Annotated in this window: 17 protein-coding genes, 1 tRNA gene and 1 pseudogene; 9 read left to right on the forward strand and 10 right to left on the reverse strand. The window is 57.1% G+C overall.

Annotated features, from left to right (window positions below; all coding sequences use genetic code 11):
* The 6 genes from citF to F0320_RS17995 are packed head-to-tail and all read right to left on the reverse strand — an operon-like array spanning position 1 to position 5,986.
* Entirely contained in the window at positions 1 to 1,518 is a 1,518-nt protein-coding gene (gene citF / locus F0320_RS17970; protein WP_126329404.1) for a citrate lyase subunit alpha, read from the reverse strand.
* A gap of 10 nt (positions 1,519 to 1,528) precedes the next feature.
* Complete coding sequence (gene citE, locus F0320_RS17975) at positions 1,529 to 2,404, reverse strand: citrate (pro-3S)-lyase subunit beta (protein ID WP_023306921.1); 876 nt, start codon at positions 2,402 to 2,404, stop codon at positions 1,529 to 1,531.
* The gene (citD, locus tag F0320_RS17980; RefSeq protein WP_008499773.1) at positions 2,401 to 2,694 is read right to left on the reverse strand and encodes a citrate lyase acyl carrier protein; all 294 of its coding nucleotides are present in this window, start codon (positions 2,692 to 2,694) and stop codon (positions 2,401 to 2,403) included. Before citD ends, citE begins: the two co-directional genes overlap by 4 nt.
* A gap of 16 nt (positions 2,695 to 2,710) precedes the next feature.
* Positions 2,711 to 3,733 (reverse strand): [citrate (pro-3S)-lyase] ligase, encoded by a 1,023-nt coding sequence (citC, locus tag F0320_RS17985; RefSeq protein ID WP_126329402.1) that lies wholly within the window; start codon positions 3,731 to 3,733, stop codon positions 2,711 to 2,713.
* Between the two features lie 10 nt (positions 3,734 to 3,743).
* On the reverse strand, positions 3,744 to 4,607 hold the full coding sequence (locus F0320_RS17990) for a fumarylacetoacetate hydrolase family protein (RefSeq protein WP_021242089.1): 864 nt from the start codon (positions 4,605 to 4,607) through the stop codon (positions 3,744 to 3,746).
* Between the two features lie 17 nt (positions 4,608 to 4,624).
* Positions 4,625 to 5,986, reverse strand: a complete 1,362-nt coding sequence (locus F0320_RS17995; protein ID WP_149323907.1) for a 2-hydroxycarboxylate transporter family protein — start codon at positions 5,984 to 5,986, stop codon at positions 4,625 to 4,627.
* Between the two features lie 345 nt (positions 5,987 to 6,331).
* Between F0320_RS17995 and F0320_RS18000 the strand changes: the two genes are divergently transcribed.
* Entirely contained in the window at positions 6,332 to 7,957 is a 1,626-nt protein-coding gene (locus F0320_RS18000; protein WP_185807252.1) for an ATP-binding protein, read from the forward strand.
* Positions 7,947 to 8,639: a response regulator gene (locus F0320_RS18005; RefSeq protein ID WP_047650157.1), complete on the forward strand. Its 693-nt coding sequence runs from the start codon at positions 7,947 to 7,949 to the stop codon at positions 8,637 to 8,639. Before F0320_RS18000 ends, F0320_RS18005 begins: the two co-directional genes overlap by 11 nt.
* Before the next feature lie 54 nt (positions 8,640 to 8,693).
* Here the strand turns inward: F0320_RS18005 and F0320_RS18010 are convergent, their stop codons facing one another.
* On the reverse strand, positions 8,694 to 10,829 hold the full coding sequence (locus tag F0320_RS18010) for an ornithine decarboxylase (protein WP_126329400.1): 2,136 nt from the start codon (positions 10,827 to 10,829) through the stop codon (positions 8,694 to 8,696).
* A 181-nt stretch (positions 10,830 to 11,010) separates the two neighbouring features.
* Here F0320_RS18010 and F0320_RS18015 point away from each other — a divergent pair, with 181 nt between their 5' ends.
* A complete protein-coding gene (locus tag F0320_RS18015; protein WP_126329398.1) occupies positions 11,011 to 11,727 on the forward strand; it encodes a DUF554 domain-containing protein in 717 nt (238 codons plus the stop codon).
* A 95-nt stretch (positions 11,728 to 11,822) separates the two neighbouring features.
* Positions 11,823 to 11,898, forward strand: a tRNA-Phe gene (locus F0320_RS18020).
* Positions 11,899 to 12,037: 139 nt separating this feature from the next.
* On the opposite strand, the gene F0320_RS18025 is transcribed toward F0320_RS18020, so the two are convergent.
* Positions 12,038 to 12,460 (reverse strand): hypothetical protein, encoded by a 423-nt coding sequence (locus F0320_RS18025; RefSeq protein ID WP_233444761.1) that lies wholly within the window; start codon positions 12,458 to 12,460, stop codon positions 12,038 to 12,040.
* A 226-nt stretch (positions 12,461 to 12,686) separates the two neighbouring features.
* Here F0320_RS18025 and tssD point away from each other — a divergent pair.
* Positions 12,687 to 13,157, forward strand: a pseudogene (gene tssD, locus F0320_RS21840) (type VI secretion system tube protein TssD).
* 190 nt (positions 13,158 to 13,347) lie between these two features.
* On the opposite strand, the gene F0320_RS18040 reads toward tssD, so the two are convergent.
* The gene (locus F0320_RS18040; RefSeq protein ID WP_126329437.1) at positions 13,348 to 13,899 is read right to left on the reverse strand and encodes a helix-turn-helix domain-containing protein; all 552 of its coding nucleotides are present in this window, start codon (positions 13,897 to 13,899) and stop codon (positions 13,348 to 13,350) included.
* Positions 13,900 to 14,571: 672 nt separating this feature from the next.
* Between F0320_RS18040 and pgaA the strand changes: the two genes are divergently transcribed.
* From pgaA to pgaD, 4 genes are read left to right on the forward strand one after another with little or no spacing between them, the layout of a single operon-like run.
* Positions 14,572 to 17,010 carry a poly-beta-1,6 N-acetyl-D-glucosamine export porin PgaA gene (pgaA, locus tag F0320_RS18045; RefSeq protein WP_126329394.1) on the forward strand — a complete coding sequence of 813 codons (2,439 nt, stop codon included), beginning with the start codon at positions 14,572 to 14,574 and terminating at the stop codon, positions 17,008 to 17,010.
* Between the two features lie 8 nt (positions 17,011 to 17,018).
* Positions 17,019 to 18,956, forward strand: a complete 1,938-nt coding sequence (pgaB, locus tag F0320_RS18050; RefSeq protein WP_149323906.1) for a poly-beta-1,6-N-acetyl-D-glucosamine N-deacetylase PgaB — start codon at positions 17,019 to 17,021, stop codon at positions 18,954 to 18,956.
* Entirely contained in the window at positions 18,949 to 20,277 is a 1,329-nt protein-coding gene (pgaC, locus tag F0320_RS18055; RefSeq protein ID WP_149323905.1) for a poly-beta-1,6-N-acetyl-D-glucosamine synthase, read from the forward strand. The genes pgaB and pgaC overlap by 8 nt, the downstream gene beginning before the upstream one ends.
* Positions 20,277 to 20,711, forward strand: coding sequence for a poly-beta-1,6-N-acetyl-D-glucosamine biosynthesis protein PgaD (gene pgaD, locus F0320_RS18060; RefSeq protein ID WP_126329388.1), 435 nt, complete (start codon positions 20,277 to 20,279; stop codon positions 20,709 to 20,711). The genes pgaC and pgaD overlap by 1 nt, the downstream gene beginning before the upstream one ends.
* A 52-nt stretch (positions 20,712 to 20,763) precedes the next feature.
* Here the strand turns inward: pgaD and gss are convergent, their stop codons facing one another.
* Positions 20,764 to 22,626: a bifunctional glutathionylspermidine amidase/synthase gene (gss, locus tag F0320_RS18065; protein WP_126329386.1), complete on the reverse strand. Its 1,863-nt coding sequence runs from the start codon at positions 22,624 to 22,626 to the stop codon at positions 20,764 to 20,766.
* Between the last annotated feature and the right edge of the window lie 35 nt (positions 22,627 to 22,661).

The raw sequence follows: 22,661 nt of genomic DNA on the forward strand, positions 1-22,661 counted from the left end.
CTACTCCTTTACCTGTCGCACGGTATCGATCACGCTGCCGTCGCGGTAGCGGATCACCCCGACGATTTTGTCGGTAAATTCAATCGGTTTCGGTACGCCGGTCAGGGAAATCGCCCGCTCGTAAAGCGCGCTGATATCCACAACTTTGAGCCCGGCCTCCAGCAGGCGCTCGCGGATCTCCGGGCGCGCCGGGTTGACCGCAATGCCGTGGTCGGTGACCAGCACGTCGATGCTTTCGCCCGGCGTGAGGCGCGTGGTGACATGCTTCACGACCGTTGGAATGCGGCTGCGCAGCAGCGGCGCTACGACGATGGTCAGGTTTGCCGCGGCGGCCACGTCGCAGTGTCCGCCGGACGCGCCGCGCATCACGCCGTCGGAGCCGGTGATAACGTTGACGTTGAAATCGACGTCGATTTCCAGCGCGCTGAGGATCACCACGTCGAGCTGGTCGCAGCTTGCCGCCTTGCTGCCGGGGTTGGCGTAGACGTTGGTGGAGATCTCCACGTGGTTCGGGTTGCGCGCCAGAGAAGCCGCCGCCTGGCCATCAAAGCACTGGGTATCGAGCAGCTTTTCGATGAGCCCCTTCTCGTGCAGATCCACCAGGCTACCGGTGATGCCGCCGAGCGCAAAGCGCGCCTTCACGCCGCTGCGCTCCATCTTCTCTTCCATAAAGCGCGTGCAGGCGGTCGCCGCCGCGCCGGAGCCGGTCTGCATCGAGAAGCCCGGTTTGAAGTAGCCGGAGTGTTCAATCACGTCCGCCGCATAGCGGGCGATCATCAGCTCGCGCGGGTTGCTGGTGACGCGCGCCGCGCCGACGCTGATTTTCGCCGGGTCGCCCACGCTTTCAACCTGCACGATGTAGTCCACCTGGTCCTGCACCAGGCTGGCGGGCATATTCGGAAACGGCACCAGTTCTTCAGTCAGCAGCACTACCTTACGGGCAAAGTGGGCGTCCACCATCGCGTAGCCCAGGGACCCGCAGCACGATTTACCGTGCGTCCCGTTGGCGTTGCCAAACTCATCGCTGCACGGCACGCCGAGAAACGCCACGTCGATATTCAGCTCGCCGTCCTGGAGCAGCTTCACTCGCCCGCCGTGGGAGTGAATTTGCACCGGCTCGTCCATCAGGCCGTGGGAGATGGCATCCGCCAGCCTGCCGCGCATGCCCGAGGTGTAAATCCGGGTGATGACGCCGCTTTCAATATGCTCGATCAGCGCGTCGTTGCAGGTCATCAGCGAGCTGGAGGCCAGCGTCAGGTTTTTGAAGCCCATGCGCGCCAGCAGCGCCACAACGGTGTTGATCACCCGGTCGCCTTCGCGAAACGCATGGTGGAAGGAGATGGTCATCCCGTCCTGCAGGCCGCAGCGCTTAACCGCCTCTTCCACAGAGGCGCAGAGCTTGCGGCTGTGCTTCGCGTCGCTGTCCGCCAGCCACGGCGTAGTGCTGTGGGCGGTATCAAAGGGTTTTAAGTCCCGCAGATGGGGAAAATTCACGTGAAGAAGTTCAGTCTGATTCATTATTTTATCCTTACCGACGCACGCCGGAGGCCGCCGCGCGCTCCAGCACCACCTGCGCATGGTTAATAATCGGTGCATCCACCATTTTGCCGTTAAGCGACACCACGCCCAGGCCGTTACGCTCGCCCTCTTCTGCAGCCTCAATCACCCTTTTGGCGTGATCCACCTCTTCCTGAGTCGGGGCGTAGGCGTTGTGCAGCAGGTCAATCTGGCGCGGGTTAATCAGCGATTTGCCGTTAAAGCCCATCTTGCGGATCAGATCGACCTCGCGCAGGAACCCGGCCTCGTCGTTAACGTCTGACCACACTACGTCGAAGGCGTCGATACCCGCCGCGCGGGCGGCGTGCAGCACGGCGCAGCGGGCGTAGAACAGCTCGGTGCCGTCGCCGCGCTCGGTCTGCATGTCCATCACGTAGTCAAAGGCGGCCAGCGCAATCCCGATGAGGCGCGGAGAGCTGCGGGCAATCGCCACGGCGTTGATGACGCCAATGGCCGATTCAATCGCCGCCATCACGCGGGTGGAGCCGACCTCGCGGCCGCACTCCTGCTCAATGCGTTCGAGGTGGCCTTCCAGCTCGTAGATATCGTCCGGCGTGTCGGTTTTCGGCAGGCGGATCACGTCCACGCCGGCCCGCACGGCGGCCTCCAGATCCAGCAGGCCAAACGGCGTGCTGAGCGGGTTAATGCGCACCACGGTTTCAATATCCTGATACATCGGGTGCTGCAGGGCGTGGAACACCAGCATGCGCGCGGTATCCTTCTCGCGCAGGGCAACGGCGTCCTCAAGATCAAACATGATGGAGTCAGGACGGTAGATAAATGCGGTGGAAAGCATGGCGGCGTTAGCGCCCGGCAGGAACAGCATACTGCGGCGGAGTTTGCTCATTTCAGCGCCCCCCAGTTGATGGCCTGTTCATCGGCGGCACGCATCAGCGCGCTTTGCAGGCGGGCGCGGATCACACAGTCCAGCGCCCCTTTGTCTTCAATAATGATTAATCCCTGGTGCACGTTCATGGCGCGCAACGTGTCGTTGACCACCTGGCGAATCTGCTCGCCAAACTGCTTAATCACTTCACTGTGGATGACTATCTCCAGCTCGCCGTGAGCGGGAGCGATTTTCACCATCAGGTCGCTGGACTCCTGCGTTCCGGCCAGCGCCTCCCTTACAATTTTCATGATAAATTCCTGGTAGTTAAGCGACTTCCGCACTCGCACGGTAATGCGTTTCGAGATGCGCGAAGGTGGAGTCCGGGACAATCTCCCGGATCCGGGAAAACTGCTGTGTCTTCAGTAAGCGGCGCACTTCCGACGCTGATATGGCGTTACCGGTGGCCTTGATGCGCGGCATTTCCACCACCTCAATATGCGAGGCCAGCAGGTCGTGCAGCGTCTGGTTGTACTGACGGGTGATATCGCAGAACGGCTCCGAGCCGATGAAGCGGTGCGTGATGCCGAGCGCCGGGGCGATAAAGTCCCGGAAGATCATCACGTCGATCTCGCTCCACGCCTGCTGCACTTTGCCGGTCTCCTTCAGGAAGTAGGCCGGGAAGGTGGCGCGGGAGATGATGTACTGAGAGCCCTCATGCACCACGACGTTCGGCTGATGCGCCACGCCCGCGCGCACCATCTCGAGGCGCGCGCTGAACGGGAAGAACGAGGCGTCTTCACGCACCACGAACAGGTGCAGGGCATCGCATCGCTGCGCCGCCTGCTCAACCAGATGGCGGTGGCCGAGGGTGAACGGATTGGCGTTCATCACTATCGCGCCAATGTTCTCCCCGCACTTGCGCTTCGCGCGCAGGGAACGGCAGTAGCGTTCGATCCCCTGCGGGGTGTTCTCCATCAGCACCGCGTTGTTCCCGCTCTGGGCAATCGGCCAGAAGCCGCTGCGGGCAAAGCGCTCCCGGTTGCACGGACGGGTGCAGAGGAAGAGATGAAAATGGCCGCACTCCAGCGCCGCATTTTCCACCTCTGCCAGCAGCCGCGCGCTGAGGTTCTCGCCGCGAAGCTGCTCGTTGACCGCCACGCATTTGATGACGTTGGCAGCAAGCCCTGCGCAACCCACCAGCTGCGAGCCGGACCAGGCTTCGACAAACAGCGTGATGTCGTTGTCCAGGCCAAGGCCGCTGTCTGCCAGCAGGTAGCGGATCTGGCTTAAGCGTTCCGGGTGTTTCGCCACGACGGTGTGGCGAAAATCGATGGGTTGACTGTTCATGCCGCCTTACTCAGTGTGCTGCCGCAAGCCCGACGGCTGGCGCTTCCACGATCACGTTGCTGAGATGACCGATATGCTCGATCTCCACTTCAATGCGATCCCCCTCTTTCATAAACAGCGGCGGATTGCGCTTTTTACCCACGCCGCCAGGGGAGCCGGTGATGATCACATCACCCGGGCTGAGGCGGGTGAAGGTGCTGATGTACTCGATCAGCTCCGCAACCTTGTGGATCATGCTGCTGGTGTTGTCTTCCTGCACCATGCGGCCGTTCAGCCAGGTGCGGATCGCAAGCTGGTGCGGATCCGGGATCTCATCAGCCGTCGCCATCCACGGCCCAAACGCGCCGGTTTTGCGCCAGTTTTTACCGGCGGTAAACCAGGTGTGCTGCCAGTCGCGGGCGGAGCCGTCCATGTAGCAGCTGTAGCCCGCCACGTGGCGCAGGGCGTCATCGCGGCTGATGTTCTCCCCGCCTTTGCCGATGATCACCGCCAGCTCGCCTTCATAGTCGAATTCGCTGGAGTGGCGCGGCTTCAGCACCGGCTCGTTGTGGCCGGTTTGTGAATCCGGAAAACGGACAAACAGCGTCGGCGCCGGGTTATGCTGGTCAAACTCCTTGCGCTTGTCGGCATAGTTCATGCCCACGCAGAGGATCTTTTCCGGCTGCTCGATCACCGGTAAGAAGGTGATGGCGCTCATCGGCACGTCCACGGCATCGTTCAGGTAGCGGGTGGCCTGCGCCAGCCCGTTGCCCTGCAGCAGCGCCTTAAGGTCGCTGTAGCGGTCGCCGAGACGGCGGCCTAAATCAATCACGCCGTCGGCCTGGACGATGCCGTAGCTGCGTTTTCCCTGGTATAAAAAGCTTGCGAGTTTCATTGTTCTTTCCTGAAAACTTAAACGAGGAAGTTGCCCAGAATCAGCAGTGAGACAGAGACGTTAATCGCTCCGCCGATACGGGTAGCAATCTGGGCGAACGGCATCAGGCTCATGCGGTTGCCTGCGGTCAGGATCGCCACGTCGCCGGTACCGCCCTGGCCGCTCTGGCAGCAGGAGACGATGGCGACATCAATCGGGTGCATACCAATCTTTTTGCCGACGAAGAAGCCAGTTGCCACCAGTGCGGAAACGGTGCTGACAATCACCAGCAGGTTGCTGACGGTGAACGCCGCCACCAGTTCATGCCACGGGGTGATGGCCACGCCGACGGCGAAGAGGATTGGGTAGGTCACTGAGGTCTGGAAGAATTTGTACACCACCTGAGAGCCTTCCAGCAGGCGCGGAGAGGCGCCGTTGCAGAGCTTAACCAGGACCGCCATAAACAGCATGCCAACTGGTGCAGGCAGGCCAATCAGCTTGTGGCCGAGCATGCCCAGCATGTAGAGCAGCACCGCCAGCAGCGCGCCGGAGGCGATAGTGGTGACGTCCGCTTTGCCGGAAAACGCAGGCTGAGAGACCGTCGCATCGGCATTCACGCGGTTAGGCATCAGCTGGCCTTCACCGGTCAGGTGCGGGAAGCGTTTACCGAGCTGGTTCAGGCAGCCGGAGATGATGATTGCCGTCAGACCGCCGAGCATCACCATCGGCAGCACGCGGCCGAGCGCTACGCCCTGGTCCATGTGCAGCAGGGTGGCATAGCCGATGGAAAGCGGGATCGCCCCTTCCCCGACGCCGCCCGCCATAATTGGCAGAATGATAAAGAAGAAAATCTGGAACGGCTCAAGACCCAGCGCCAGGCCGACGCCCATCCCTACCAGCATGCCGACGATTTCGCCGCACAGCATCGGGAAGAAGATGCGCAGGAAGCCCTGAATCAGCACCGTGCGGTTCATGCTCATGATGCTGCCGACGATAATGCAGCAGATGTAGAGGTAGAGAATGTTGGTGGATTTGTAGAACTTGGTGGTGGACTCGACCACCACGTCCGGCAGCAGGCCATAATAGACCAGCGCGGAAGGGATAAAGGTGGCGCAAATCGCCGCCGCGCCGAGCTTGCCGACAATCGGCAGGCGTTTGCCAAACTCGCCGCAGGCAAAGCCGAAGAAGGCCAGCGTTGCCACCATCACCACGATATCGCTCGGCAGTTTTCCGCCCAGACAATCAATCGCAATCAGCGCGCCCGCCAGAACGAACAGCGGCAGAGGAATAATCCCAATTTTCCAGGTATCCATAATATGCCACCAGCGCTCTTTGAGCGAAGGTCGCTGAATTTCAATCGGGTCGTGGGTAACAGAGAAAGAATCGTCAGTTGTGCTCATAATAAGCCCCTTGGTTATTTTGTGCGTTCAGCTTAGAGTCACAAAGGCTTACTTTATGTGAGGAATGGCATATTAAAAGCGAAGTTTTAATGGCAGCTATGGTTTTAATGGTTTCTTTTATTTAATGTGATTTATACCTTATTTATTGCCGTGGTTTTTATGGTTTCTTTTCCGAATTGAACAAACAAATAACATTTGTTCGTGCAGCCCGAAGCACGTTAGCCTTCAGGATAACTCTTTTACAGCGCCCGCTGTGCAAGGGATCACAAGTTTTCGGCAAAGCGGGCGTCAGCGCAAAAAAAGATGATATATTGGCGATCTTTGCTGCTACCTCGCGTGATAGTTATGAAACTCTCCTTCCAGATTAAGCTGTTTATTTCGCTGGTTGCCTTTTTCTCAGTGCTTTTCGCGCTGCTGGGCGGATATTATTATGCCGACGTCGGGAAACAGCTTTATCAGGAAATGAGTACGCGAGCCAAAATACAGGCTGAAGAGATTGCGCTTATTCCGACATTGCGTCATGAAGTTGAACAAAAGAATATCAACGCCATTCATGATTTTATGCAGAAAATTTCTGCGCACAGTGACGCCAGCTTTATTGTGATTGGCGATAATAAGGGCCAGCATCTTTTTCACTCCGTCTTTGCCGACAGAGTGGGCACAACCCTGGTTGGCGGAGACAATGAAGCCGTATTGCAGGGTAAAAGCATTACCACAATCCGCAAAGGCGGGTTGGGCATTTCGCTGCGCAGTAAAGCCCCCATCTTCAACGCTGCCGGACAGGTGGTCGGCATTGTTTCGGTCGGCTATCTCACCAGCTACCTGGACACCATTACCGTCAGTAAAGTGGTCAATATCCTGATTGCCGCCGTGCTGCTGCTTATCGCTCTCTTTATCTTCTCCTGGTTCTTTACCCGCAGCATCAAGAAGCAGATCTTCTCCCTTGAGCCGCGCGAGATCGGCCTGCTGGTGCGCCAGCAGAAGGCGATGATGGAGTCTATTTATGAAGGGGTGATTGCCATTGACGATCGGCGGCGGATTGAAGTGATCAACCAGGCGGCGCGCAAGCTGCTGGGCCTGAGCCAGCCCGCCCGTGAACTGCGCGGACAACTGATAAGCCAGGTAATCGATCCGGTCCCGTTCTTCGACATGCAGACGATGCTGGCGAAAGATACCCATGACGAGATTTGCCGTTTTAACGATCTCACGGTGATTGCCAGCCGGGTGCACATCATGCTTGAGGGTTCGCTACAGGGCTGGGTGATCACCTTCCGCGATCGCAACGAGATCGACTCGCTGAGCGCCCAGCTCAGCCAGGTAAAACGCTATGTCGATAACCTGCGCATCATGCGCCACGAGCAGTTAAACAGGATGACCACCCTCTCCGGCCTGCTGCACATGGGCCGCTATGAGGAAGCCATTGGCTACATTCAGGCGCAGTCTGAACACGCCCAGGAGCTGCTGGACTTTATCTCTTCGCGCTTCAGCTCCCCGACCCTGTGCGGCCTGCTGCTGGGGAAAGCTGCCCGCGCGCGGGAGAAAGGCGTCGAACTGTATTTCGACCCGGCCTGTCGGCTGGACAGACCGTTCCAGCCCCTTGGGGAGCAGGAGCTGATTTCAATTATTGGCAACCTGCTGGATAACGCCATCGAAGCGACACAGCGGTCGCCGCTTCCCCATGCGCCGGTAGAAGTGCTGATTAAACTTAGCGATCAGGAGCTGATTATTGAAGTCGCCGACCAGGGCGTTGGCATCAAGCCCGAGATCCGTGAGCGGATCTTTGAACGCGGCATCACCACCAAAACACGCGGCGATCATGGGATTGGTCTGTATCTGATCGAAAGCTACATCACACAGGCTGGCGGCGCGATAGAAGTTGCCGATAATACCCCGCGCGGCGCCATTTTCTCCTTGTTTATCCCGGCCACGGGAACCGCCCGGCAACTGGAAGACACCGACTATGCAACATGAACTTATCGACGTACTGATTGTTGAAGATGAGAACGAGCTGGCGCAACTGCACGCGGAGCTGATAGGCAAACATCCACGTCTGAGGCTGGTGGGCATTGCCTCGTCCCTGGCTGCGGCCCAGGCAGAGCTTGCAAACAAACAGCCGCAGCTGATGCTGCTGGACAACTACCTGCCGGACGGCAAAGGGATCTCGCTTATCAATAACCCGATGCTGGCCCGCGCCAACTGCTCGGTGATTTTTATTACTGCCGCCAGCGATATGGACACCTGCAGCCAGGCGATTCGCAACGGCGCGTTCGACTACATCCTCAAACCCGTCTCCTGGAAGCGGCTCAGCCAGTCGCTGGAGCGGTTTGTGCAGTTTGCCGAACAGCAGAGGGTCTGGAAGATTGTCGACCAGCAGAACGTGGATTCGCTGTATCAGCTCCAGGCGAAAAACTACCGCCTGGACAACGGCAGCAAAGGCATTGAGGAAAATACGCTGGCGCGAGTGCAGACGCTGTTCAACGACAAGGCAACGCACTGCTTTACCGTGGATGAGGTGGTGAGCGAGACGGGATTAAGCAAAACCACCACCCGGCGCTATCTGGAACACTGCGTGGAGGCGGGTTTTCTGACGGTGGAGATGCTGTACGGCAAGATTGGGCATCCGAGGAGGATGTACAAGCGTAGCGCGGTTTGATGAAACGTTCCCTCTCCTTGTGGGAGAGGGTTAGGGTGAGGGCAACAGCCCGCACTATCTTAAAACATACCCATACAGCCGCTTAATCCCGTCGGCATCCTTCTCGCTGTAAACTCCCTGCAGCTCCGGCGAGAAGCCCGGCAGCAGGTTGACGCCCTCCTCCAGCGCGAGGAAGTAACGCTGTACCGCCCCGCCCCAGACCTCACCCGGCACCACGCACAGCACGCCCGGCGGATAGGGCAGCGCCCCTTCGGCAGCAATGCGCCCTGCGGCATCCCGTATGCGAACCAGCTCCACGTCACCGCGAATATAGGCCCGGTTTGCATCCTGCGGGTTCATCACCACCTCCGGCAGGCTCTCCTTGCGGAACATCGCCTTCTGCAGATCCTTCACGTCAAAGCTGACGTAGAGATCGTGCATCTCCTGGCACAGCTGGCGGAGAGTGTAATCCCGGTAGCGCACCGGGTATTTCTGGAAGATCGTCGGCAGCACGTCCGCCAGCGGCGTGTCGTCTTCAATATGCTGTTCGAACTGGCCCAGCATCGCCACCAGCTGCGCCAGCTTCTCGCTGCTTTCGGCAGGCGTCAGCAGGAACAGGATCGAATTGAGGTCGCATTTCTCCGGTACGATGCCGTTTTCGCGCAGGTAGTGCGCCAGAATCGTCGCCGGGATCCCGAAATCGGTGTACTCCCCGGTTTCGGCATCAATGCCCGGCGTGGTCAGCAGGAGCTTGCACGGGTCGACAAAGTACTGCTCGCGGGCATAGCCCTCAAAGCCGTGCCATTTGGCCCCCGGCTCAAAGCTGAAGAAGCGCAGCTCGCTGGCAATGGCGTGCGTCGGATGATCCTGCCACGGCCGCCCCGCCACCACCGGCGGGATAAACGGTTTGATCATATGGCAATTCGCAACGATCGCCTTGCGCGCTTCGATCCCCAGCTCGACGCATTCCGCCCACAGCCTGCGTCCGCTTTCACCTTCGTGGATCTTGGCATTCACATCCAGCGCTGCGAACAGCGGATAAAACGGGCTGGTGGAGGCATGCAGCATAAACGCGTTGTTCAGCCGCTTGTGCGGGCAGAAGCGCGCCTGACCGCGAATGTGGTTATCCTTTTTATGGATCTGCGACGTTTGCGAGAACCCGGCCTGCTGTTTGTGCACCGACTGGGTCACGAAAATCCCCGGATCGTTCTCGTTCAGCTCCAGCAACAGCGGGGACGTTTCCGCCATCATTGGAATAAACTGCTCGTAGCCCACCCAGGCGGAGTCAAAGAGAATGTAATCGCAGAGGTGGCCGATCTTGTCGATCACCTGGCGGGCGTTGTAGATCGTCCCGTCGTAGGTGCCAAGCTGAATGATCGCCAGGCGGAACGGACGCGCCTCGTCGGCCTTTTCCGGCGCCGCCTCGCGGATAAGATCCCGCAGATAGGCATCGTCAAAGCAGTGGTCGTCAATTCCGCCAATAAAGCCAAATGGGTTACGCGCGGCCTCAAGATAAACCGGCGTGGCGCCCGCCTGGATCAGCGCCCCGTGGTGGTTAGACTTATGGTTATTGCGGTCGAACAGCACCAGGTCGCCGCGGGTCAGCAGCGCGTTGGTCACCACCTTGTTGGCCGCTGACGTGCCGTTCAGCACGAAGTAGGTTTTGTCCGCATTGAATACTTTTGCCGCGAACTTTTGCGCGTGCTTGGCGGACCCTTCGTGGATCAGCAGATCGCCCAGCTTCACGTCGGCGTTGCACATATCGGCGCGAAACACGTTCTCACCGAAGAAATCATAGAACTGTCGCCCTGCCGGGTGTTTTTTGAAAAATGCCCCGTGCTGGTGGCCCGGACAGGCGAAAGTGCTGTTGCCCATCTCCACATACTGGCTCAGGGTGTCGAAAAAAGGCGGCAGCAGATTCTCTTCGTAACGGCTGGCAGCGCTCTCCAGTTCCAGAAACTCCTGAGCTTTACCCGAGATGACCGCGGTGGCGCCGTCGGGTACGTCCGTTGGCTCCTGCGAGAAAATAAACACCGGTAAATGAAAGCCCGTGCGTTTCAGCAGTGCAAGAATGCCGCTGCGACTTTCAGCTGTCGTGATGACGACGGCCGCCACATCGGTAAAATCAGTGCTGTCCAGCGTCACCTTTTCGCGGTGCGTAGACACAGTGGAGAGCAGCTCGCGGCTGACGGCAATTTTCATGGTTTTCATAGGCGCAGTTACCCTCACCGGGCGGTGAGACAGGGAGGAGAAAATTCGCGCAATAATGTCACCTTTTATTTTGAGGTGCAAGAAGGAATCAGTATGCACGAAACCAACCAAAGCTAAGGCTCGCGCAGCCCTGCCGTGCCATAATAATGCAATATCAATGATTAAATAACAGGAGTTAACTTTGGTTATCGGGCCATTTATTAACGCAGGCGCCGTATTGATGGGCGGCGTACTCGGCGCCGTGCTGAGCCAGCGGTTGCCGGAGCGTATTCGCATCTCCATGCCCTCAATATTCGGCCTGGCATCGTTAGGGATCGGTATTCTTCTCGTGATCAAATGCGCCAACCTGCCAGTGATGGTGCTGGCCACCCTGCTCGGCGCGCTGATTGGCGAATTTTGCTATCTGGAAAAAGGCATTAACAGCGCGGTGAGCAGAGCCAAAAACCTGATTGCCCGACCGGGCGGCAAGGCGAAACACGGCACGCACGAGTCGTTTATTCAAAACTATGTCGCCATCATCATTCTGTTTTGCGCCAGCGGCACCGGGATTTTCGGTTCGATGCAGGAAGGGATGACGGGCGACCCGAGCATTTTGATTGCAAAAGCGTTTCTTGATTTCTTCACTGCCACCATTTTCGCCACTACCCTTGGCGTTGCCGTGGCGGTGATTTGCGTCCCGATGCTGCTTATCCAGCTCGCGCTCGCCACCTGCGCCACGTTGATTCTCCCGCTAACCACGCCGGCGATGATGGCAGACTTCACCGCCGTCGGCGGCCTGCTGCTGCTGGCTACCGGGCTGCGCATCTGTGGAATCAAGATGTTTGCCGTGGTGAACATGCTGCCCGCATTGCTGCTCGCCATGCCGCTGTCTGCGCTCTGGACGCACTTTTTCGCTTAAGGATGCGGCGAAATGGTGAGAGATTGCGCAGTCTGTAACGAAAACAACATTTTTCGTTGACGCCACGGGGCAGATCGGGTTTAATGCGCCCCGTTGCCCGGATAGCTCAGTCGGTAGAGCAGGGGATTGAAAATCCCCGTGTCCTTGGTTCGATTCCGAGTCCGGGCACCACTATTTAAAGAACCCGCCCTCGTGGCGGGTTTTTGCTATATGGCTTCGGCCGATTTCTGGGCGCTGATAAGCGTGGCTTTAATGCAGGCACGCTTACTCTAATAGCCCGGTAAGTTAATACAGGCGGTGGCTCTTTTTATCACTTAATTTTGCCGGATAAATTGCTGACCTGATTTGAAAGGTTGTCGTTGCTCCGCTTCATGTCATCAAGGCTTCTTTGCAATCGCTCGATCTTACTCTCCTGCTCAGAATTCTTTCTCTCAAGCTGTAAAACCTTCTGAGTTAGCTCATCGACTTTGCGGTTGTCGGACTTCATCTTCCTCAGGCTATCCTGCATCTCCTGTAGATCCGACTCCCTGAAATCAGAAGGCTCGATTTCATCTGCATCAGAAATTACCGGGATATATCCTCCATTAGCGCTGCTGGGTTTGATACTAACCTGAACTTTATTTAGCCCCGCAGAGTGCGCGTAACCTATTGAAGAAAAATAAAAAAAAGAAACAACACACAGACCAGACAGATATTTATTCATTTCTAACGTCCTTTTAAATTTTTCAATCACTTCCAGGAGTCTCCTTCTGGTATCACCCGCTTAGGATAAAACACATGGCTTAGCCTCTGGCAGTTCATAAACGGGGTTAAAGAGCAGAAGATACCATTCGTTTTTCATTATAATACGCGTTTCCTCTCCCCCAAAATCCAACCGCCACCCGCTCATTTTCTGCCACCTTATATCCGCCGGTATCGAGATAAGCGCGTTACCACGCACCTTATCAAAGGTATCTCCCATGCCCGTCGAAGAAATAATCCTGCTTAGCGCCTGCCTGTCAGCGCACCTTGTCCGCTACAACGGTACCGATAAATCCTGTTCCTCAGATCTGCTGCAAAACTGGCGCAAAGAAGGCCGTCTGGTCACCCACTGCCCGGAACTGGCGGCAGGGCTATCTACCCCCCCTTATCCGCAGAGAGGATTAGCGGTCAGGAAATCGATTGTTCAAGCCCATACCTGTACAAAGCCGTTGCGACAGGTCAAAACCTGTCATCAGCTGATGATAAAGTGGTATCGGATAAATTACTCTGGCCTTGAAGAAGAGTATTTCAACATGTTGCCTGAAGACGTCAGGATAGTGTCGATTTCCCCTGCGATGACTACAGGCGATAACCCTAACGAAAACCCTATGGAGACCGTCGAACTCAGGTATGAGAAAATCACCTGGAAGGTCCATTCTTTCTTTGCCGGAGATTTACGGTCACTGTAATTCTCAGTGATGTAATCTAGTAATTCTTGCTCATCATGTAGCATCAGAAAAATTTCCAACCAGACTCTTCAACCGTGTCCATTACAACGTCCTTTCTCTCGTTTTGAGCTAGAGTAAATCCATAGCTAAAACAAGGATGTCGTCACCGTCCAGTTTTCTTAAAACTCAGAATACCGCCCGCAAGTCAGTTCTATGCTTTTGGTTTCTCCCCAGCCCAGGGATCGTTCCCACCTGCGTCCAGCAGTTTGTTTTTAAAGATAAACAAACACGCCTCGTTGAAGTTTTCAGCCCCCAGGCGTTCCGAGAGCGCCGTTCGTTTGCGATAGAGGCTTTTGACCGACGTATTTAGCTCATCGGCAATGGCTTCCATCGACATCCCTGCCCTCAGCAACCGCAGCATGATCGCTTCGTGCGTGCTAAGCCGTAAGTTAAGCAGCCACTTCGTGGTCAGGCGCCTGCCCTTCATATTGAGCACCAGGTTAAATAACGACGCCATATCCGGCGCGGTCAGCGACGTGTTCATAAACAGCTTCATACTGAGCAGATTCTCCTCGCGGTGTCGCATATCGAGCATAACGCAGCAGATTGTTTTTTTCGTTCTGGCCGGATGGCGTATCAGGTAATCATATAAACGGAGCGGAGAACGACTATCAATCAATACAGAATATTCATCTGCACCGTTATCAAATATGTTTCTGTCAATCGAGTCGAGCAGGATAATATCCGGAAAAAATATCCGCATCCCCCTGACAAGGTAGCGATCCTGAGTCACTAACACTATTGAAGTTGCCACTAACCATCCCTTTTAGATTAAAGCAAGAACGATCCCTCGCAAAGAAGGCCGCCTTCGTTTTATAGCGCTGTTATATTAACGATAAATGTATTCTGGCTTTGGACATCCCTCAATACAGACATTGATGAGTAAGACTTCCTGTAGACTATCATTCAATGGCTGCCATTAATTATAAATAAAAAACAATCGCAGAAAAGTCACTTCCCTAAACATTAAGAGTTTTTGTCATGAAACTTCCCAAACATGCACCAGAAAGTACTTTAATTGAGGCGGGCAAACCACATTAAAAATATATACAAAGCTGTCACAATATAAATAAAACACCCATTCATCAATCACTTACAAATAACCAATCATTTCAATAAAACCGCCAAAAACCACTCGATACAGAATTATCTCAAAACAACACGCCCCCATTTCAACATATTTATCCGGCAACATATCAGGTGTACATTAGCTTTCACCCAGTCCACTGAGATAAGGAACCATAATTACCTTTAGGTAAGTACCCCATAACGTTACTGCATTCAGATTTAATGTTCTCATTTATGGCCTTTAACGCTGAGTTTAAAGGCGGCCGTGTTATGCAATGGATTCATGATAAACAAATGGCAAATAGATATGGAAAGATCGCTTCGCTTCAATACGTTATTCTTTTATCGCACCCCAACATTATTGTTTCTGTTATTCCTCTTTCCTGTTCTGGCTCAGGCTACTGAATCCGTTTATGAGCAACAGATTCAACAGGCGAGAAACGGTAATTACTCACCGTTTCTCGATTATCTTCATCGTTATCAGCAGCAGCATGCCCTGACGCCAGAACACGTTGCGGACTGGTTACAGGTTGCGTCCTGGGCAGGTCATGATGACGAGGTTATTCAGGTCTGGCAGCGTTACGGTATTTATATGCCGCTGCCCGCCCGCGGCGTTGCTGCCGTCGCGCAATCCTGGCGGAATAAAAAAGCGTGGCAGCCGGCTCTGGCGCGCTGGAAAGAGGCACGTAGCCTTGCGCCGGATAACGACGATTATCGTATCGGCTACATCAAAACTCTCGCCGATGCCCGCATGGACACGCTTGCCCTGCAGGAAGCCCAACGGCTGGTAGCGGAAAATCCCTCTCAGGCGCATCTCCAGACGCTCTCGTATGTCTGGTTACGCCAGGGAAAAAGCTGGGATCGGCTTCTGGCAGACACGCGCGCGCTGAATATCGCACCTGAGAATAAAGCGCTCCTCAGCGAGCTGATCGACGCGCTAACGGATAGCCGGGTGAACACCCCCGCGCTCCAGCTTTCACAAAGCGTAACGCTGTCCCCCGCGGAGCGTCGCCGTCTTGAACGTAATGCCGCCGCCGAACGGGTTCGCCTTGCCGATGTGCCCGGCAGAACAGAAAAGGAACGCCTGCAGCTTGCGCAATCTGCGCTGAATCGTTACGACGCCCTGCTTTCCCGCTGGCAGAACGAGCCGCAGGCGGCGGAAGACGTCGTCCTTGCGCGTATCGACAGGCTTGGCGCGCTGTACGCCCATGCTGATTACCCACAGGTGATTAGCGAATATCAGGATCTTACGGCAGCCCAGCATCCGGTGCCGGGCTGGGCAATCGGCTGGGTCATCTCCGCGTATCTGCAGGAGAAAAATGCGGCCGCCGCCTTCGCGCTTCTGCAACGCTACCCACAATACGCTTCCGACCCGCAGGACGAGGAGCACGCGCTTTTCTATGCCTGGCTGGATACGGGAGATTATCAATCCGCCCGCCGATATGCTGAGCGCCAGACCCACAATGTCCCCTGGACCCGCTACGATTTCGGCTCCCCTACCCCTCAGCCGAACGATCGGTGGCTTACCGGACAGTCGCTCCGCTTTAACTATTTGCTGGCGACGAATGCCCTGCCGGAAGCCGAAAAGCTGGCGCACCATCTGGCGACAACGGCGCCGGGCAATCAGGGGTTACAGATTGACTACGCCACCCTCCTTCAGGCGCGGGGCCTGCCGCGCGCGGCCGAGCAAAAGCTGAAAAAGGCGGAGGCGCTGGAGCCCTCGAATCTGGAGCTTGAGCAGCAGCAGGCTTACGTCGCCATGGATCTGCAGGAGTGGCGGCAAATGGATTTACTGGCCGACGACGTGCTTGCCCGCGCGCCAGCCGACCGCAGCGCATGGCGTCTCGACAGGCTCCGCACCGTCCACCATATGTCCGAGCTGCGCCTCAACGCGAGCAAGGGGTTGCACTCCGATAACCCCGTCAGCGGGACGCACGACCTCAACTGGGACGCCACGCTCTATGGCCCGCCTCTGGCAGACAAATGGCGGCTGTTTGCCGGTACCCGCTATGCAGAGGGTAATTTCGATGAAGGCAAAGGCACCAGCCGGCACCTGTTGGGCGGCGTCGAATGGCGGCCACGCGATCTTCAGCTTGAAGCCGAGCTCTCCAGCAACCGCTATCACGGTGAAAACAAGCCGGGTGCTCGACTCTCAACAACCTATTTTGTGAGCGATAGCTGGCAGGTCAGCGGCAGCCTGGAACGCCTGTCGCGCACCACGCCCCTGCGAGCGTTACGTAACGGAATTAGCGCCAACAGGGGGGAAGGCGGGGTGCGCTGGTATCAAAACGAGCGGCGTGAGTACCAGTTCAGCGCCGCCCTCAGCCGATTCTCCGACCATAACCGTCGCCAGGAATACACCCTCACGGGCAAGGAGCGTCTCTGGCAGACCCCGTCCCTGACGCTGGATCTCGAACCGGGGATAGCCGCCAGTAAAAACAGCCTGCGCGACACGCTCTACTACAACCCGGCGCGGGATCTGTCCGTGACGGCCGCCCTGGCCGTTGACCATGAGATGGTCCGCCATTACGACACCCTCTGGAGCCAGCAGTTTGTGGCGGGAGGCGGCAGCTACTGGCAGAAAAATCAGTCCGCTGGCGCCATCGCCCTGCTGGGTTACGGACAGCGCGTCCAGTGGAACAACGTCATTGATACCGGCGTGATGCTGAACTGGGACAAGCGCCCTTACGACGGCAAACGCGAGAGCAACCTCTCCGTCACGTTTGACGCGACTTTACGCTTTTAAGGATGAATATGCTGAACACACGTTTTTCCGTGAGCCTGATACTCCTCGGCTGGCTCTGCCTCAGCGCAAATGTCTGCGCGCAGGCGATCTCGTTCATTGCGCCCAAAGATCGGCCGCAGCTGGAGGCGAGCAAACCCTGGCCGAAGAACCAGTTTCTGGTCCTGGCCTACCACGATGTAGAAGACGATGCCGCCGATCAGCGCTATCTCTCCGTTCGCACCAGCGCGTTAAACGAGCAGATAAGCTGGCTTTTGCACAACGGCTACCATGCCATCAGCGTGCAGGACATTCTGGATGCCCATGACGGGAAAAAAACGCTGCCGCCAAAAGCCGTTCTTCTCAGCTTTGACGACGGCTACAGCAGCTTTTACACCCGCGTCTGGCCGCTACTTCAGGCCTGGAACGTTCCTGCGCTGTGGGCACCGGTGGGCAGCTGGGTCGATACGCCAGCGAAACAAAAAGTTAACTTCGGCGGCCTGATGACGCCCCGGGATCGCTTCGCGACGTGGGACATGGTGCGCGAGCTCAGCCGGTCCCCGCTGATTGAGATCGGATCGCATACCTGGGCTTCGCATTACGGCATTCCGGGCAACCCGCAGGGCAGCCGCGAGCCGGCGATCGCCAATCGCTTTTATGACAGCGCGACGGGTCGCTATGAAACCGATCGGCAGTTCAGCCAGCGGATCGGCGATGACGTTCGCAAAGTGACTGAAAAAATCACGCAGGTGACGGGCAAAGCGCCGCGCGCCTGGGTCTGGCCCTACGGCGCCGCTAACGGTACGTCGCTCGCTATCGCCAGACAGCAGGGTTATCAGTTGGCCTTTACCCTTGAGGACGGGCTGGGGAACGTGCAGGATCTGGGCAACATCCCCCGTCTGCTGATCGCCGGAAATCCCTCGCTCAAGGCGTTTGCCAGCACGGTCAGCCAGGTTCAGGAGCGCGATCCCGTGCGCGTCATGCACGTCGATCTCGACTACGTTTACGATCCCGATCCGGCCCAGCAGACTCAAAACATCAACAAGCTGATCCAGCGGGTCTACGACATGAAGATCAGCCATGTTTTCCTGCAGGCGTTTGCCGACCCGCAGGGCGACGGCAGGATCAAGGCGCTCTATTTCCCCAACCGCCGGCTGCCGGTCCGGGCAGATCTTTTTAATTTTGTCTCCTGGCAGCTGCAAACCCGCGCGGGGGTAAAAGTCTTCGCGTGGATGCCGGTGCTCTCGTTCGATCTCAATCCTTCCCTGCCGCGCGTGCAGCGCAGGGATCGTCAAACCGGCGAGCTGCGCGAAGCCACCGAACCCTATATCCGGCTTTCCCCGTGGGACCCGCAGGTGCGCCAGCAGGTGACGGACATCTATGAAGATCTGGCCCGCTATGCCAGCTTCAACGGGATTTTGTTCCATGACGATGCGGCGCTGACGGACGTGGACGATGCCGGTCAGAACACCACGCGTCAGAAAAGCCAGACGCTTATCGGACTTACCCACGCCCTGAGCCTGGCGGTGAAGCATATCCGTGGCCCGCAGATAAAAACCGCGCGCAATATATTCGCCTTACCCATTCTGCAGCCCGAAAGCGAAGCGTGGTTTGCGCAGAATCTTGATGATTTTCTGGCGGAGTATGACTGGACGGTGCCGATGGCCATGCCGCTGATGGAGTCCGTCCCGGCAGATGAAAGTGATGCCTGGCTGACGCGTCTGGTTAACGCGGTAGCCGCACGCCCCGGCGCGCTCGATAAAACCATTTTCGAGCTGCAGGCCAGGGACTGGGACCAGAAACCGCAGCGCGCCGTGTCCGACAGCCAGCTTGCGCAGTGGATGCGCGTGCTCCAGCTGAACGGCGTCAAAAACTACGGTTACTACCCCGACGACTTCATCAACAATCAACCTGATATCTCACGCATCAGGCCTGAATTTTCTTCGTACTGGTACCCTGACAATGACTGATCGCATTATAGCCTTCTCTATTTTATGTCTGGTATTCGGGTTGCCGTTAGGCGTGGCCGCCCTCTTTACCGGCGAACTGATTCTGGATTTTGTGTTCTTCTGGCCGCTGTTCATGTCGGTGCTCTGGATAACCGGCGGCCTCTATTTCTGGTTTCAGCTTGAACGCCACTGGTCTTGGGATAAAGACACGCCCGCCCCGACGCTCGCGGGTGAGCCGCTCATCTCCATTCTGATCCCCTGTTTCAACGAGGGACGAAATGCCCGGGAGACCATCAGCGCCGCGCTGGATCAGCGGTATGAAAATATAGAAGTTATCGCCATCAACGACGGGTCTTCTGACAACACCGCGCAGGTTCTGCAGGAGCTGGCGCTGGAACAGCCGCGCCTGCGGGTGATTAACCTCGCGGAGAACCAGGGGAAAGCGCTGGCGCTCAAGGCCGGAGCCGCGGCGGCGCGGGGCGATCTGCTGGTCTGCATTGACGGCGACGCCCTGCTCGACCGCGATACCGCCGCTTATCTGGTGGCACCGCTGATTCAGTACCCCCACGTCGGCGCGGTTACCGGCAATCCGCGTATTCGCACGCGCTCCACGCTGATTGGCCGCATTCAGGTGGGCGAGTTCTCATCCATTATTGGGCTCATCAAGCGGACGCAGCGGATCTATGGCCGGGTCTTTACCGTCTCCGGCGTCATCGCCGCGTTTCGCCGACAGGCGCTGGCGGACGTCGGGTACTGGAGTCCGGACATGATCACCGAAGATATCGACATCAGCTGGAAGCTTCAACTGCGCCACTGGGATATCTTTTTTGAGCCGCGGGCGCTGTGCTGGATCCTGATGCCGGAGACGCTGAAGGGCCTGTGGAAACAGCGCCTGCGCTGGGCCCAGGGGGGCGCGGAGGTGTTTCTGGTTAACCTTCGCAGGATTGTGCGCTGGGAGCATCACCGCATGTGGCCGCTGTTTCTGGAGTACGCGCTGTCAACGCTGTGGGCCTTCGCGTACGCGATGACGGTGCTGCTATTCCTCCTCAGCCATGTTGCGCCTGTTCCCGCCAGGCTAACCGTGGAGAGCCTTTTTCCACCGGAGTTTACCGGCCTGCTGCTGGGCGTGATGTGCCTGCTGCAGTTCCTGGTCAGCTTGTACATCGAGCGGCGCTATGAACGAAAAGTGGCCAGCTCGCTTTTCTGGGTGATCTGGTTCCCGATGGTGTACTGGATGATCGGCCTGTTCACCACCCTCGTCGCATTTCCAAAAGTCATGCTTAAACGCCAGCGCGCCCGCGCGCGATGGATCAGTCCGGACCGGGGAAAAGGGAGCATTTAATGAACGAAAATACCTTAATTTTGACCGAGCATCGGCTCTTGCCGCGTCTTTTCGATGCAGCGCTGACGCTGGTGGCGTGGGGAGGATTTCTGTTTTTCCTGTATGCCAGGCTCTGGATGCAGCTAACCGATGAGAGCGACCACCGCTGGGGCGTGATTATCGCGTCCTTTAATACGGTGTTGCTCTACTTGCTGTTTGCCGCGCTCAACGGCTGGCTGCTGATTTTGTGGTATCAGTACAACCGCCGCCGCGCCAACGTGAGACGGCGCCAGCCGGGCTATTTTCACCAGGAGGAGCTGGCCCGCAGCTTTAACGTCTCGCCGCAGATCATCTCCGAGATGAGCCAGTACAACCTGCTGACGGTGTACCATGACCAGATTGGCCGCATCATCGATCTGAAGGTAAGCGGGCAGCAGGAAGAGGAAGAACAGTAGCGAAAAGCCCCCGCAGGAGACCCTGCGGGGGCTTTTTTATTGCGGGTGTGAACTACTTATCTTTAACCACAATCAGCGGCTCGATATCGCTCTCTTTCTTCACCACCAGCGAGTCATCGCCGCGCAGACAGGTGCCGCCGTAGTTTCCGCCCACGGTGAAGGTGCAGACCTGTATGTACTTGCCGTCGACCTTCGGCAGGCACCACAGCTGCTGGTAGATATTCTTGCGGTCGACAAACTTGCCGCTGGATTTATCCAGCAGTTCGTCCTGGGCGCTAATCAGGTCGATATTGCTGCCGCAGCGGCCGGCAATCGGCTTGGCAGCGTAGCCGGTCTGCTTCAGTAGATCGTTAACCTCAAAATCGGTGTCGAGCAGGTAACGGTGATTCGGGAACAGCTGCCACAGAACCGGGAGAATCGCCTTGTTGCCGGGAATCACGGTCCACAGCGGTTCGAAGACCAGCACCTCCGGGCGCAGCAGGACGTCAATCAGGCGCACCTCGCCCTTAGGATGTCCGGTGCGAATCGGCACGGCGGCGTATTCGGTTTCGCTCACCTCGCGGATCTGCTCTATCGCCGTTTCCCACGCCCAGGTTTTCCACACGCAGTTGACGTGGCGACCTTCGTCGTCAATCAGCTGTCCGGCGGCATCCCAGCTGAGCGCCCCCAGCCCGTGCAGGATTTTGGTCTCGAACCCAGCCTGCATTAGCGAACGCTGTATAAAGAGCGCGTGATAGTCCTCTTCGACATCGTTGTCCTGCATGATGTGGACGAACGGCCGCGCGTGGCTGTGCTTCCACGCCCCAGTCAGCTCTTCCAGCAGCCCTTCCGCCGGGTTATGCCCGTTGCCGCGATAGCCGTTTTTCACCCACTCTTCGAGAATCAGCCCGCCCTCGGTATGGCAGGAGGCGGAATCCGCGTTGTACTCGTAGACCTTAATGCCGCGCTCATCCATGCAGAAATCCATACGACCGGTGATCATATGGTGGCGACGCCACTGCCAGGAGAGGCGCAGGCGCGGCCAGAGGATTTTCGGGATGTCGAAAAGCGCCAGCAGGCTGTCGTCTTTCAGCACCTTGTCCGTCGCGTGCAGGTACATCAGATGCAGTTCGTTGGTGGCCTTGATCAGCTCCTGCTCGGCGCTTTCGGTAATGGTGAAGTACTGGCAGGGATCTTTGTTGATCACATGGCCGTTGGCGCGGATATACGCCTGCTGTAGCGCGTCATTTTCGTTAAGCCATTTTCCGTCGAACTGACGTTTGTTTTTCAGCCGCGCGCCGCTGATTTTCAGCAGTTCGCCGTCGATTTCCGGCTGGGGAATGCTGTGTTCCGTGTCGTCGGTCTGGATCATCCAGCCGAGAATCTCCGTGTCGTTGAAGGTGTCATGAATTGTATAACACCCGTTCTCCACGCTCAGACGCAGCTCGCGCGTCCACTGCTGCCCGAGCGGCAGCGGGGAGTGAATCACGTTCTGCTCCGCAATACGTACCCTATCGTCCAGAAGCTGGGTGATCACCGCCACGTGGCCGGTCTCGTGAAACTCGCCGCCCTTTTGCCAGATCAGCAACGCCCCGGCGCGCGGCGCGCGTTTTGACCCGTTGGCAAAAGCCTGAAGGGGCAGAATGTTATCGTTCACCACCTGACGCAAAAAGCGCAGGGAGAAGATTTCCCACGCCATGCCGACGTCGGTAAACACGAAGCCATAGTTGAGAAACAGGAAACGGCGGGCAAACTCAACGCACTGCCACTTGTGGCCCATGTACTCGTTGCCGATATAGCTGCGAAAATCCGCGTCTTGCGGGTAGCTGCGCGGGTCCAGACTGCCGTAATTTGAAGAGTAAATCGCCACGCCACCGGGCGCATAGCCTAACAATGTCCCGAATGGCGCATCACTGCTTAACTTTCCTTTACGCATGTATCCAACCTAAAACAGGCAGGCGGCAATTTTTT

Source organism: Enterobacter dykesii (genome assembly GCF_008364625.2).
GTDB classification, from domain to species: Bacteria; Pseudomonadota; Gammaproteobacteria; order Enterobacterales; family Enterobacteriaceae; genus Enterobacter; species Enterobacter dykesii.